10 protein-coding genes and 2 rRNA genes (1 of these 12 cut by a window edge) are annotated in these 13,289 nt (G+C 62.1%); 10 read left to right on the top strand and 2 right to left on the bottom strand.

The genetic code is table 11. From position 1 onward, the window contains the following. The 9 genes from BV908_RS16445 to BV908_RS16405 form a co-directional block, all read left to right on the top strand. Positions 1–2,790 (top strand): 23S ribosomal RNA (locus BV908_RS16445) (it extends 86 nt beyond the left edge of the window). A gap of 120 nt (positions 2,791–2,910) precedes the next feature. Further along, positions 2,911–3,023: ribosomal RNA gene (rrf, locus tag BV908_RS16440) — 5S ribosomal RNA — on the top strand. A 210-nt stretch (positions 3,024–3,233) separates the two neighbouring features. After that, entirely contained in the window at positions 3,234–3,644 is a 411-nt protein-coding gene (locus BV908_RS16435) for a MerR family DNA-binding transcriptional regulator (RefSeq protein ID WP_011806870.1), read from the top strand. 129 nt (positions 3,645–3,773) lie between these two features. Then, entirely contained in the window at positions 3,774–4,964 is a 1,191-nt protein-coding gene (locus tag BV908_RS16430) for an isovaleryl-CoA dehydrogenase (protein ID WP_088888287.1), read from the top strand. Between the two features lie 55 nt (positions 4,965–5,019). After that, positions 5,020–5,682 carry a carbonate dehydratase gene (gene can / locus BV908_RS16425; protein WP_015914330.1) on the top strand — a complete coding sequence of 221 codons (663 nt, stop codon included), beginning with the start codon at positions 5,020–5,022 and terminating at the stop codon, positions 5,680–5,682. A gap of 37 nt (positions 5,683–5,719) precedes the next feature. Continuing rightward, positions 5,720–7,549 (top strand): bifunctional isocitrate dehydrogenase kinase/phosphatase, encoded by a 1,830-nt coding sequence (gene aceK, locus BV908_RS16420; RefSeq protein ID WP_103738678.1) that lies wholly within the window; start codon positions 5,720–5,722, stop codon positions 7,547–7,549. Then, positions 7,546–8,736 carry an acetyl-CoA C-acyltransferase gene (locus BV908_RS16415; RefSeq protein ID WP_103738677.1) on the top strand — a complete coding sequence of 397 codons (1,191 nt, stop codon included), beginning with the start codon at positions 7,546–7,548 and terminating at the stop codon, positions 8,734–8,736. Before aceK ends, BV908_RS16415 begins: the two co-directional genes overlap by 4 nt. A gap of 103 nt (positions 8,737–8,839) precedes the next feature. Further along, entirely contained in the window at positions 8,840–9,508 is a 669-nt protein-coding gene (locus BV908_RS16410; protein ID WP_015914327.1) for an SDR family oxidoreductase, read from the top strand. A gap of 50 nt (positions 9,509–9,558) precedes the next feature. Next, on the top strand, positions 9,559–10,689 hold the full coding sequence (locus BV908_RS16405; RefSeq protein ID WP_011806864.1) for an acyl-CoA dehydrogenase family protein: 1,131 nt from the start codon (positions 9,559–9,561) through the stop codon (positions 10,687–10,689). 70 nt (positions 10,690–10,759) lie between these two features. Here the strand turns inward: BV908_RS16405 and BV908_RS16400 are convergent, their stop codons facing one another. Beyond that, positions 10,760–11,227 (bottom strand): YetF domain-containing protein, encoded by a 468-nt coding sequence (locus tag BV908_RS16400; protein WP_015914325.1) that lies wholly within the window; start codon positions 11,225–11,227, stop codon positions 10,760–10,762. Between the two features lie 55 nt (positions 11,228–11,282). On the opposite strand from BV908_RS16400, the gene BV908_RS16395 reads away from it, so the two are divergent. After that, positions 11,283–11,681, top strand: coding sequence for a YchJ family metal-binding protein (locus tag BV908_RS16395; RefSeq protein WP_103738676.1), 399 nt, complete (start codon positions 11,283–11,285; stop codon positions 11,679–11,681). 86 nt (positions 11,682–11,767) lie between these two features. Here BV908_RS16395 and BV908_RS16390 read toward each other — a convergent pair whose 3' ends face one another. Beyond that, on the bottom strand, positions 11,768–13,279 hold the full coding sequence (locus BV908_RS16390) for an ABC transporter substrate-binding protein (protein ID WP_103738675.1): 1,512 nt from the start codon (positions 13,277–13,279) through the stop codon (positions 11,768–11,770). Positions 13,280–13,289: the final 10 nt, after the last annotated feature.

The following is a 13,289-nucleotide window of genomic DNA, read 5'->3' as shown; positions in this document are numbered from 1 at the left end:
TGGCAAATAAGCTTTGATCCGGAGATTTCTGAATGGGGAAACCTACCCGCAAGGGTATCGCTGACTGAATACATAGGTCAGCGAGGCGAACCGGGTGAACTGAAACATCTCAGTAGCTCGAGGAAAAGACATCAACCGAGATTCCGAAAGTAGTGGCGAGCGAAATCGGAGGAGCCTTCTAGTGATAGCGCGACTGTTAGCAAAGCGGCATGGAAAGGCCGGCCATAGTGGGTGATAGCCCCGTATGCGAAAACAGACGTGTGGTACTGGGCTAGAGAAAAGTAGGGCGGGGCACGAGAAACCCTGTCTGAACATGGGGGGACCATCCTCCAAGGCTAAATACTCATCATCGACCGATAGTGAACCAGTACCGTGAGGGAAAGGCGAAAAGAACCCCGGGAGGGGAGTGAAATAGATCCTGAAACCGCATGCTTACAAAAAGTCGGAGCCCTTAGGGGTGACGGCGTACCTTTTGTATAATGGGTCAGCGACTTACATTCAGTGGCGAGCTTAACCGAATAGGGGAGGCGTAGAGAAATCGAGTCCGAACAGGGCGTTCAGTCGCTGGGTGTAGACCCGAAACCAAGTGATCTATCCATGGCCAGGATGAAGGTGCCGTAACAGGTACTGGAGGTCCGAACCGACTAGTGTTGCAAAACTAGCGGATGAGCTGTGGATAGGGGTGAAAGGCTAAACAAACTTGGAAATAGCTGGTTCTCTCCGAAAACTATTTAGGTAGTGCCTCAAGTATTACCTGCGGGGGTAGAGCACTGTTTTGGCTAGGGGGTCATGGCGACTTACCAAACCAAGGCAAACTCCGAATACTGCAGAGTACAGCTTGGGAGACAGAGCACCGGGTGCTAACGTCCGGACTCAAGAGGGAAACAACCCAGACCGCCAGCTAAGGTCCCTAAAATTGGCTAAGTGGGAAACGAAGTGGGAAGGCTAAAACAGTCAGGATGTTGGCTTAGAAGCAGCCATCATTTAAAGAAAGCGTAATAGCTCACTGATCGAGTCGTCCTGCGCGGAAGATGTAACGGGGCTAAGCCAGTTACCGAAGCTGCGGATGTGCAATTTATTGCACGTGGTAGGAGAGCGTTCTGTAAGCCTGTGAAGGTGTCTGGTAACGGATGCTGGAGGTATCAGAAGTGCGAATGCTGACATGAGTAGCGTTAAAGCGGGTGAAAAGCCCGCTCGCCGTAAGCGCAAGGTTTCCTACGCAACGTTCATCGGCGTAGGGTGAGTCGGCCCCTAAGGCGAGGCAGAGATGCGTAGCTGATGGGAAACAGGTCAATATTCCTGTACCGATCAATAGTGCGATGTGGGGACGGAGAAGGTTAGCTCAGCCAACTGTTGGATATGTTGGTTCAAGCCTGTAGTCGTGCCTGGTAGGCAAATCCGCCGGGCTTAGATGAGGGGTGATAACGAGTCTGCTTGCAGACGAAGTGAGTGATACCCTGCTTCCAGGAAAAGCCACTAAGCTTCAGCTATTGACGACCGTACCGCAAACCGACACTGGTGCGCGAGATGAGTATTCTAAGGCGCTTGAGAGAACTCAGGAGAAGGAACTCGGCAAATTGATACCGTAACTTCGGGAGAAGGTATGCCGCAAGTAGGTGAACTTGTACAAAGGGAGCCCAAAGCGGTTGCAAAAAATCGGTGGCTGCGACTGTTTAATAAAAACACAGCACTCTGCAAACACGAAAGTGGACGTATAGGGTGTGACGCCTGCCCGGTGCTGGAAGATTAAATGATGGGGTGCAAGCTCTTGATTGAAGTCCCAGTAAACGGCGGCCGTAACTATAACGGTCCTAAGGTAGCGAAATTCCTTGTCGGGTAAGTTCCGACCTGCACGAATGGCGTAACGATGGCCACACTGTCTCCTCCTGAGACTCAGCGAAGTTGAAATGTTTGTGATGATGCAATCTCCCCGCGGAAAGACGGAAAGACCCCATGAACCTTTACTGTAGCTTTGTATTGGACTTTGAACGGATCTGTGTAGGATAGGTGGGAGGCTTTGAAGTGAGGTCGCTAGATCTCATGGAGCCAACGTTGAAATACCACCCTGGTGCGTTTGAGGTTCTAACCTAGGTCCATTAGCTGGATCGGGGACAGTGCATGGTAGGCAGTTTGACTGGGGCGGTCTCCTCCCAAAGCGTAACGGAGGAGTTCGAAGGTACGCTAGTTACGGTCGGACATCGTGACGATAGTGCAATGGCATAAGCGTGCTTAACTGCGAGACTGACAAGTCGAGCAGATGCGAAAGCAGGACATAGTGATCCGGTGGTTCTGTATGGAAGGGCCATCGCTCAACGGATAAAAGGTACTCTGGGGATAACAGGCTGATACCGCCCAAGAGTTCATATCGACGGCGGTGTTTGGCACCTCGATGTCGGCTCATCTCATCCTGGGGCTGTAGTCGGTCCCAAGGGTATGGCTGTTCGCCATTTAAAGAGGTACGTGAGCTGGGTTTAAAACGTCGTGAGACAGTTTGGTCCCTATCTTCCGTGGGCGCTGCAGATTTGAGGAAGCCTGCTCCTAGTACGAGAGGACCGGAGTGGACACACCTCTGGTGTATCGGTTGTCACGCCAGTGGCATTGCCGAGTAGCTAAGTGTGGAAGAGATAACCGCTGAAAGCATCTAAGCGGGAAACTCGTTTCAAGATGAGATCTGCCGGGGCCTTGAGCCCCCTGAAGGGTCGTTGTAGACCACGACGTTGATAGGCTGGGTGTGGAAGTGCAGCAATGCATTAAGTTAACCAGTACTAATTGCCCGTGCGGCTTGACCCTATAACTTTGACTGCCAATCGCAGTTCAAGACTGTTATGCCAAGTACGCAATCAAATCCACGCTGATTCACAGACTCTATGAATTCGCTGTGCAGTCCTCACTGCTCAGCAACCCTTTATGCCTGATGACCATAGCAAGTTGGTACCACTCCTTCCCATCCCGAACAGGACAGTGAAACGACTTCGCGCCGATGATAGTGCGGGTTCCCGTGTGAAAGTAGGTCATCGTCAGGCTCTTACAGCCCAAACCGCCCTCCCACTAAAACAGTGGGAGGGCGTTTTGCTTTTGGGCTTGAGCGGTCAACATCAGCTGGCGCACAGCATTCAACAACTCCCCTGTAGATCTGCAGCCGCTTGATGTGTTGACGGGGATGTATCTGCTGTAGCATTGACGTTCACGTCAACTAACACGCTACATTGGAGCAGCCTCCCGGTCTGCAATGCATGGCTACCTACACCATCAGTGATCTTGCCAAAGAATTCGATCTCACCACTCGCGCTATGCGGTTCTACGAGGACATGGGCTTGCTGCGTCCGGAACGGGCAGGTCCAGGGGGGCGGAATCGGATTTACAGCGCACGCGATCGCACACGGCTCAAATTGACACTGCGGGCAAAGCGCCTGGGTCTATCGCTCACTGAAGCCAAAGAAATCATCGACCTCTACGACAGCCCTCGTGACACGGGGGTGCAACTGCGCAAGTTCCTAGAGGTTCTTGCGGTTCATCGTAGGCAGTTGGAGTCCCAGATGACGGACTTGCAAGCCAATCTGGACGAGGTGCGGGAGCATGAGCGTGAGGCTCAGGAACTGCTTCAAAAAATTGAAGCCCCAACGCCCAAAGTCGTGGATAATTGACGTTTACGTAAACGTCATATTTGCGCGCCCTGGCTTTGTCCGGCCTGTAGCGTCGTCGTCTTGGGCGTATCGCAGTGGGGACATATCGAGCCAACGACCCGTGAGAGATCATCTTCCGAGGAGACACCCATGAGCACCGCCACCCAGTTGCCAGGCCTGAACTTTCAGTTGGGCGAAGACATTGACGCCCTGCGCGACGCGGTGCGCGAATTCGCGCAAGCCGAGATTGCGCCTCGCGCTGCCGAGATCGATCGCAACGACCAGTTTCCCATGGACCTGTGGCGCAAGTTCGGTGATCTGGGCGTGTTGGGTATCACCGTGCCGGAGCAATACGGTGGTGCCGACATGGGCTACCTCGCGCACATGGTGGCCATGGAGGAGATTTCTCGCGCCAGCGCATCGGTGGGTTTGAGCTACGGCGCGCACAGCAACCTGTGCGTGAACCAGATCAACCGCAATGGCAACGAAGCACAGCGTAAGAAATACCTGCCCAAGCTGATCAGCGGGGAGCACGTTGGCGCCCTCGCCATGAGCGAGCCCGGTGCCGGCTCCGACGTGATCAGCATGAAGCTGCGTGCGGAGGACAAGGGCGGCTACTACCTGCTCAACGGTTCCAAGATGTGGATCACCAATGGTCCGGATGCCGACACGCTGGTGGTGTACGCCAAGACCGAGCCTGAACTGGGTGCGCGCGGCGTGACCGCCTTCCTTATCGAAAAAGGCATGCAAGGCTTCAGCGTTGCGCAGAAGCTCGACAAGCTCGGCATGCGCGGCAGTCATACGGGGGAACTGGTGTTCCAGAACGTCGAGGTACCGGCTGAGAACGTGCTGGGCGGCGTGAACAACGGTGCCAAGGTGCTGATGAGCGGCCTGGACTACGAGCGCGCCGTACTGACGGGTGGGCCGCTGGGCATCATGCAGAGCGTGATGGACAACGTGGTGCCCTACATCCACGACCGCAAGCAGTTCGGCCAGAGCATTGGCGAGTTCCAGCTCATCCAGGGCAAGGTGGCCGACATGTACACCGTGCTCCAGGCGGGCCGCTCGTTCGCCTACACGGTGGCCAAGAACCTGGACATGCTGGGTTCCGACCACGTGCGCCAGGTGCGCAAGGATTGCGCCAGCGTCATCCTCTGGTGCGCCGAGAAAGCCACTTGGATGGCCGGCGAAGGTGTGCAGATCTACGGTGGCAACGGCTATATCAACGAATACCCGCTAGGTCGCCTGTGGCGGGATGCGAAACTCTACGAAATCGGCGCCGGTACCAGCGAGATCCGCCGCATGCTGATCGGCCGGGAGCTGTTTGCCGAAACCTGCTGATGGCCTGCGCCGACGCCGCTCATTCATTCACAGCAAGAAGAAAAGGATTGCCTTTATGACCACCGCCTCCATCGACGAGCTGTTTGCCCACAACCGCGAGTGGGCGGAACGGATGGAGCGTGACCGGCCAGGTTTCTTCACCGGCTTGCTGGCGCAGCAGAAACCGCGCTACATGTGGATCGGTTGCTCCGACAGCCGCGTACCGGCCAACCAGATCACGGGGCTGGAGCCGGGCGAGGTGTTCGTCCACCGCAACATCGCCAACGTGGTCGTGCCCACCGACCTCAACTGCCTGTCGACCATCCAGTACGCGGTCGATCAGCTCAAGGTCGAGCACCTGATGGTCGTGGGCCACTACGGCTGCGGTGGCGTATTGGCGGCGCTGCAGGACGCACGCATTGGTTTGGCGGACAACTGGATCCGCCATGTGAAGGACGTGCGCGACAAGCACGCCGCCCTGCTTGAAGGCATGGACGTGCAATGGCGCCACGACGCGCTGTGCGAACTCAACGCGATCGAGCAGGTGATGAACATCGCCCACTCCACGGTGATGCAGGATGCCTGGGCGCGTGGCCAGAAGGTGCAGTTGCACGGATGGTGCTACAGCCTGAACAACGGCTTGATCACCAATCTGCAGATGTCTGTACCTGACGTGGCGGGGCTCGGCGAGGCGCACCGCCAAGCGGTGGCCCTGGTGGCCAGCCGCGTGCGCCAATAGGGCGCACCGCACTGCGCGCGGTTCTGCAGGCACGGTCATGTTTCCCGAGCGACTTGATGCCCCGCAGGCCTACGACATCGCCAAGGCGATGATGGATGGCTTCAACCGCCACTACCGCCTGTTTCGCGCCGAGTCTGCGCGCGCCAAGCACCGCTTCGAGACGGCCGACTGGCATGGGCAGCAGCGCGCGCAGCGCGAGCGCATCGAGTTCTACGACCTGCGCGTGCGCGAATGCGTGCGCCGGCTCGACAAGGAGTTCAACGCCGGCGCCCTGCCCATGGACGTGTGGCACCAGGTCAAGCTGCACTACATCGGGCTCATGGTGAACCACCTGCAGCCCGAGCTGGCCGAGACCTTCTTCAATTCGGTCACCACCAAGATCCTGCACCGCACGCACTTCCACAACGACTTCATCTTCGTGCGACCCGCGGTGAGCACGGAGTACATCGAAAGCGACGACCCAGGGGCGCGGCCCACCTATCGCGCCTACTACCCGTCGCGCGACAACCTGCACGAAACCGTCGTGCGCATCGTCGAGCACTGCGCGCTGCAGCGGGACTTCGAGGACCTGCCGCGCGATGCGGGCTACGTGGTGCAGGCCCTGCAGCAGCGCCTGGGCGCGGTCAAGCTGCGCACCAACTTTCAGGTCCAGGTGCTGTCCAGCCTGTTCTTTCGCAACAAGGGTGCGTACCTGGTCGGCAAGGTCATCAACGGCTACAACGAACTGCCGTTTGCGTTGCCCATCCTGCATGGTGAGGATGGTCGCCTGCTGATCGACGCGGTGCTGTTCGGCGAGAACGACCTGCAGATGCTGTTCTCCTTTGCGCGGGCCTACTTCATGGTGGACATGGAGATCCCCAGTGCCTACGTGCAGTTCTTGCGCAGCCTCATGCCGCGCAAGCCCCGTGCCGAGCTCTACACCGCGCTGGGCTTGGCCAAGCAAGGTAAAACGCTGTTCTACCGCGATTTCCTGCACCACCTGCGTTATTCCACCGACAAATTCCGCATCGCCCCCGGCATCAAGGGCATGGTGATGCTGGTGTTCGACCTGCCGAGCTTTCCCTACGTCTTCAAGCTCATCAAGGATCAGTTCCCAGCACCGAAGGACACCACGCGTGAACAGGTGCAGGGCAAGTACCTGCTGGTTAAGCAGCACGACCGCGTGGGGCGGATGGCCGACACGCTGGAGTACAGCCTGGTTGCCTTCCCGCGTGAGCGTTTCTCCGACGAGCTCATCGAGGAGATCCGAAGGCATGCGCCGAGCCAGATGGAGATCAGCGACCGCGACGGCGATGGCCGCCAGGAGGTCATCATTGCGCATCTGTACATCGAGCGGCGCATGATCCCGCTGAACATCCACCTGCAGGAATGCTTCGATACCGGGCTGGACAAGCCCGAGGCACGCAGCGCGCTGGAGCATGCCGTCACCGAATACGGCAACGCCATCAAGGACATGGTCGCGGCCAACATCTTCCCCGGGGACATGCTCTGGAAGAACTTCGGCATCACCCGCAATGGCAAGGTCGTGTTCTACGACTATGACGAGATTGAGTACCTCACCGACTGCAACTTCCGCCGCGTGCCGCCGCCGCGTTGTGAGGAGGACGAAGTGTCTGGCGAGGTCTGGTGGCCCGTGGGGCCGCACGATGTGTTCCCCGAGACCTTCGGCCCGTTCCTGCTGGGTAACGACGCCGTGCGCGAGGCGTTCATGCGCCACCACGCCGACCTGCTGGACGTGGAGTTCTGGCAGTCGCACAAGGAACGCATCCAGGCCGGCCACGTGTACGACGTGTTTCCCTATGACAGCGCGCGGCGCTTTCGCTGCGCAAGCCCTTCTTCATTTCAAACCCAAGGAGATTCCACATGAGCCAACACCACGACCCCGTCGTCATCGTCAGCGCCGCGCGCACGCCCATGGGCGCTTTCATGAGCGACTTTGCCGACCTCGCGGCGCATGACTTGGGCGGCGCCGCCATCAAGGCCGCCGTCGAGCGTGCCGGCATTGCCCCCGAGAAGGTGGACGAAGTGCTGTTCGGCAACTGTTTGATGGCCGGCCAGGGCCAGGCGCCTGCGCGCCAGGCGGGCTTCAAGGGTGGGTTGCCGCAGAGCACCGGCGCGGTGACGCTGTCCAAGATGTGCGGCGCGGGCATGGAGGCCACCATCCTGGCCCATGACCAGCTGATCGCCGGCAGCCGTGACGTGATGGTCTCCGGCGGCATGGAGAGCATGACCAACGCCCCCTACCTGCTCAAGAAGGGGCGCGGCGGCTACCGCATGGGCCATGACAAGGTGTACGACCACATGATGCTCGACGGCCTGGAAGACGCCTACGAGGCTGGCCGCTCCATGGGCACCTTCGGTGAGGACTGCGCCGCCAAGTACAGCTTCACGCGCGAGCAGCAGGACGCCTTTGCCATCGAAAGCGTCAAGCGCGCGCAGCAGGCGACGCAAAGCGGCGCCTTCGCGACCGAGATCACACCCGTCACGGTCAAGACCCGCAAGGGCGATGTGACGGTGAGCATCGACGAAGGCCCGGCCAAGGCCAAGCTGGACAAGATCGCCGGCCTCAAGCCCGCGTTCAAGAAGGACGGCACCATCACCGCCGCCTCCAGCTCCAGCATCAACGACGGCGCCGCCGCCCTGGTGCTGATGCGCCAGTCCACCGCCCAGCAACTGGGCTGCAAGCCCCTGGCCAAGATCGTGGCGCACGCCACCCATTCGCAGGCGCCCGAGTGGTTCACCACCGCCCCCGTGGGTGCAACCCAGAAGGCCCTGAAGAAGGCCGGCTGGACGGTGCAGGACGTGGACCTGTGGGAGGTGAACGAGGCCTTCGCCGTCGTGCCCATGGCGCTGATGGCCGAGCTGAACGTGCCGCACGACAAGGTCAACGTGCATGGCGGCGCTTGCGCTCTGGGCCACCCCATCGGCGCCAGCGGCGCGCGCATCATCGTCACATTGATCCACGCGCTGCAGCGCCATGGCAAGAAGAAGGGCCTGGCCACGCTGTGCATCGGCGGCGGCGAAGGCACGGCCATGGCCATCGAACTGGTCTGACCCGCCAGCCATGGGCGCCCCTGCACACGCAGTGGCGCTCTTTTTTTTTATAGCTGCTAGCGCTTGCTGAATAAGCGCTTGCGGCCTATTTGGCTTATCACTTATGTCCACAGTCCTAGTGATTGGAGCGTCGCGCGGCATCGGTCTGGAGCTGGTGCGCCAGTACGCGGCCGACGGCTGGCGCGTGCTGGCCACGGTGCGTGACGAAGCCGGCCGCGCGCGCGTGCAGGCGCTGGGCGCGCAGGCCCTCACCGTGGACGTGGCCCAGCCCGCCAGCGTAAGCGGACTGGCCTGGATGCTGGACGGCGAAAAGCCCGACCTGGCGTTGTATGTCGCAGGCGTGATGCGCCGCCCCGGTGCGCGCACCCCGCCCACGCGCGAGGACTTCGACGCCGTCATGCACACCAACGTGCTGGGCGCCATGCAGGTCATTCCGCAGGTGGCGCCGCTGGTGGAGGCCGCGGGCGGCGTGTTTGCCTTCGTGTCCTCGTCCATGTCGCTGATCGGCGGCGTGCCGGACAGCAACGCCTGGCTGTACCGCACCAGCAAGGCGGCGCTGAACATGGCCGTGGCAGCGGCGCAGCACGATTACCCGGCCGCGACGCTCGTCACCATCGACCCCGGCTGGGTGCAGACCGACATGGGCGGCGAGGCCGCTCCGCTCACCGTGGCCGACAGCGTGCGCGGCATGCGCGCGGTGCTGGCGCAGGTCACACCCGCGGACCGCGCACGCCTGCTGCACCACGACGGCCGGCGCGCCACGCACTGGTAAGCCCCGCGCAACGCGCCACTTCAAGAACCACTGAACCCTACGGAGACACGATGCTGCTGACCCAAGACCAGGAAATGATCCGCGACGCCGTGCGCGACTTCGCCCAGCAGGAGCTGTGGCCGAATGCCGCGCGCTGGGACAAGGAACACCACTTTCCACGCGAGGCGCACCAGGGCCTGGCCGCACTGGGCGCTTACGGCATCTGCGTGCCCGAGGAGCTGGGCGGTGCGGGCCTGGACTACCTGACGCTGGCCCTGGTGCTGGAGGAAATCGCCGCCGGCGACGGTGGCACGAGCACCGCGATCAGCGTGACCAACTGCCCGGTCAACGCCATCCTCATGCGCTACGGCAACGCACAGCAGCAGCGCGACTGGCTCACGCCCCTGGCGCGCGGCGAGATGCTGGGCGCGTTCTGCCTGACCGAGCCGCATGTGGGCTCCGACGCTTCGGCCTTGCGCACGACGGCCGTCAAAGAAGGCAACGAGTACGTCATCAACGGCGTCAAACAGTTCATCACCAGCGGCAAAAATGGGCATGTGGCCATCGTGATTGCCGTGACCGACAAGGGCGCGGGCAAGAAAGGCATGAGCGCGTTCCTGGTGCCCACGAATACGCCCGGCTACGTGGTCGCGCGCCTGGAGGACAAGCTGGGCCAACACAGCAGCGACACGGCGCAGATCAACTTCGACCACTGCCGCATCCCGGCCGAGAACCTCATTGGCGCGGAGGGCGAGGGCTACAAGATCGCGCTGGGCGCGCTCGAAGGTGGCCGCATCGGTATCGCCGCGCAAAGCGTGGGCATGGCGCGCAGCGCGTTTGATGCGGCGCTGGCGTACTCGAAAGAGCGCGAGAGCTTCGGCCAGCCCATCTTCAACCACCAGGCCGTGGGCTTTCGCCTGGCCGACTGCGCCACGCAGATCGAGGCCGCGCGCCAGCTCATCTGGCACGCCGCCGCGCTGCGCGATGCGGGACGCCCCTGCCTGAAGGAAGCTGCCATGGCCAAGCTCTTCGCCAGCGAGATGGCCGAGCGCGTGTGCAGTGCCGCCATCCAGACACTGGGCGGCTATGGTGTGGTGAACGACTTCCCGGTGGAGCGCATCTACCGCGACGTGCGCGTGTGCCAGATCTACGAAGGCACGAGCGACGTGCAGAAGATCATCATCCAGCGTGCGCTGGCGTGATGGTGCTATTGATTGAATAGCTTCTCGCGCCCGCCAGACGGGCGCGACAGGCCATTTTGATGTAAAAGCGTCAGCGCTTCTTGAGCACCACGGTGATGGTGCCGTTGGTCTCCAGCGTGGCGCGCTCCACCTCGTGGGTGTGCAGGCAGCCGCCCATGCGCAGCGCGGCAGCGAGGTCGCTGGGAGAGATCAGCTCGCGCCGCAACAGCGCCTCGTCCACCTGTCCGTCCTGCACGACCACCTGAGCGTGGCCGTCGATCAGGCGTTCCAGCCACCGCATGCGGAACGTGAGCTGCGCCAGCGCCACATGGCACAGGATCAATGTGGAGGCCGAGATCAGCCCGCCGATGAGCGAGTTGTCACCCGCGTTCATCGAGTTCTGCACCGCGTTCGAGAGGATCAGGAGCAACACCAGATCGAACGGTGCGTACTGCCCCGTCTGGCGCTTGCCCGTCAGGCGCAGAAACACCAGCAAAAAGACATACACCACCACGCCGCGCAGCACGAATTCCCACCACGGAACACCCATAGACCACATGCAAGGCTCCCCATCTGCAACGTGAGGGGGGCAGTCTACGTTCAATAATCGCCGCATGACCTTGCCGATCTGCCCCTGCGGCGCCACCCACCGGCGCCGGCCGCTGGCCTATGCCGACTGCTGCGGCCGCTACGTGGAGCATTTCGACGCCGAGCCCGCGCCCAGCGCCGAGGCGCTCATGCGCTCGCGCTACAGCGCCTTCGTGCGCGAGAACGCCGCCTATTTGCTGGCCACCTGGCACGCCAGCACCCGCCCGGCGCAACTCGACTTCGAACCCGGTGCCAAGTGGCTGGGCCTGGAGGTGCGCGCCGGGGCGCAGACCGGCGAGCACAGCGCCGAGGTCGAGTTCGTCGCCCGCTACCGCGTGGGCGGGCGTGCCGTGCGCCTGCATGAACGCAGCCGCTTCGTGTACGAGCAGGGGCGCTGGTATTACGTGGATGGCGACCTGAAGTGACGCCAGGGCTGCGGTCCTGGTGTTGTCGCGCCAGAGGCCTTTGCTGGTGAGCGCGAGAGGCTATTGAATTTGTAGTAATTCAGCCGTCATTCCCACCACATGGCGGCGATCTGGTGCGCAAAGATGGGGTAATTCATCCAGGTGCCGCGCAGGCCCTTGCGTACCACGGTGCCGATTTGCGGCGCAAAGATCCAGGCGTTGACGGCATCCTGCGCCAAGTGCCGCTGCATCTGGGAGAACAGCATCTGGCGCTCGCGCGCGTTGGTGGCGCTGGCGTGGCGCTCCACCAGGGCGCGAAAGGCCGGGCTGTCGTAGCCGAAGTAGTAGCCCGGATCGGTGTAGATGCGGTAGTCCAGCGGCTCCACATGATTGATGAGAGTCATGTCGAACTGGCCCTTGAACGGGCCCTGCAGCCACTGCTGCCAGCTCAGCTGCTGGATGTTGGCCTCTATGCCCACCTGGGCCAGGTCGCGGGCGATCAATGGCCCGCCCACGTGTGCGTACGGTGCGGGCGGCAGGGCCAGTTCCAGCCGCAGCGGCGTTTGCACCCCGGCCTGTTTCAGCAGGGCGCGTGCGCGGGCGGGGTCGTAGGGGTGCAGGCTGGCCAGGTGCACGTAGCCTGCGTCGGTGGGACTGAAGTGGCTGCCGATCACCACGCCGCGCCCATCCAGCGCAGTGCGGATAAAGCCCTCGCGATCGATGGCGTGGGTGATGGCGCGGCGCACGCGCACGTCGTCCAGGGGTTTGCTGCGGTGGTTCAACGCCAGCATCCCCTTGCCGCCGGAGGCCCCGATCAACACCTGGTAATGGCTGTTGTCCTGAAAGCGCCGCACCGTCTGCGTGGCGAAGTTGAACAGCACGTCGATCTCGCCCGCGCGCAGGGCGTTGTCCTGCGCCTCCAGGTCGTGCAGAAAGCGGTACACGGCACGCTCCATGCGCACCTGGGCTGCGTGGCGGTGGGACTCGGCCTTGACCAGCGTGATGCGCTGGCCGCGCTCCCAGCGCTGTACGCGGTAGGGGCCCGTGCCCACCGGGGCGCTGGCCGCCTGTGCGGCCGTGTCCGGGTGCAGGATCACGGCCGGCCCCTCGCCCAGGCGGAAGAGCAGGTGCGGATCGGGGTGGTGCAGCGTGAGCGTGACGGTGTGCGCATCGGGCGTGACCACCGTGGCGATGTTGTCGAAGAGCGCCTTGCGGGACTTGTTGGTGGAGCCGGGCGCGACGGCACGCTCGAAGCTGAAACGCACGGCCGCCGCGTTGAGCGCGCTGCCGTCGTGAAAGCGCACCCCCTGGCGCAGCCGGAAGGTGCAGGCGAGGCCGTTCGGGTCGGTGTTCCAGGACTCGGCCAGCAGTGGCTGTACCGCGCCGTTTTCCGTGATCTGCGTCAGCCCCTCCAGCACGTTGTAGTGCGTCACCTCGCCCACGGCGGCGGCGGCGGCCATGGTGGGGTCCAGGCTGTCGGGCTCCAGGGAGAGGTTGATCACCACGGAGCGTTCCGCGGCACGCGGTGAGACCTGTGCGGCGGCCGGCGCGGCGCACAGCGCGAGGGCCTGGGCCAGGCAGGCACGGCGGGTGAGGGAAGTGGGAGGCTGCGCAGGCATGGGCTACACC

This window comes from Diaphorobacter sp. LR2014-1 (genome assembly GCF_002916785.1).
Classification (GTDB): Bacteria; Pseudomonadota; Gammaproteobacteria; order Burkholderiales; family Burkholderiaceae_C; genus Diaphorobacter; species Diaphorobacter nitroreducens.
This window is presented reverse-complemented; position numbering and strand designations above follow the sequence as displayed.

Bases quoted from the DNA above. Each gene is read 5' to 3' on its own strand.
- BV908_RS16435 (WP_011806870.1), top strand. From the start codon at position 3,234: ATGGCTACCTACACCATCAGTGATCTTGCCAAAGAATTCGATCTCACC.
- BV908_RS16430 (WP_088888287.1), top strand. From the start codon at position 3,774: ATGAGCACCGCCACCCAGTTGCCAGGCCTGAACTTTCAGTTGGGCGAA.
- can (WP_015914330.1), top strand. From the start codon at position 5,020: ATGACCACCGCCTCCATCGACGAGCTGTTTGCCCACAACCGCGAGTGG.
- aceK (WP_103738678.1), top strand. From the start codon at position 5,720: ATGTTTCCCGAGCGACTTGATGCCCCGCAGGCCTACGACATCGCCAAG.
- BV908_RS16415 (WP_103738677.1), top strand. From the start codon at position 7,546: ATGAGCCAACACCACGACCCCGTCGTCATCGTCAGCGCCGCGCGCACG.
- BV908_RS16410 (WP_015914327.1), top strand. From the start codon at position 8,840: ATGTCCACAGTCCTAGTGATTGGAGCGTCGCGCGGCATCGGTCTGGAG.
- BV908_RS16405 (WP_011806864.1), top strand. From the start codon at position 9,559: ATGCTGCTGACCCAAGACCAGGAAATGATCCGCGACGCCGTGCGCGAC.
- BV908_RS16400 (WP_015914325.1), bottom strand. From the start codon at position 11,227: ATGTGGTCTATGGGTGTTCCGTGGTGGGAATTCGTGCTGCGCGGCGTG.
- BV908_RS16395 (WP_103738676.1), top strand. From the start codon at position 11,283: ATGACCTTGCCGATCTGCCCCTGCGGCGCCACCCACCGGCGCCGGCCG.
- BV908_RS16390 (WP_103738675.1), bottom strand. From the start codon at position 13,279: ATGCCTGCGCAGCCTCCCACTTCCCTCACCCGCCGTGCCTGCCTGGCC.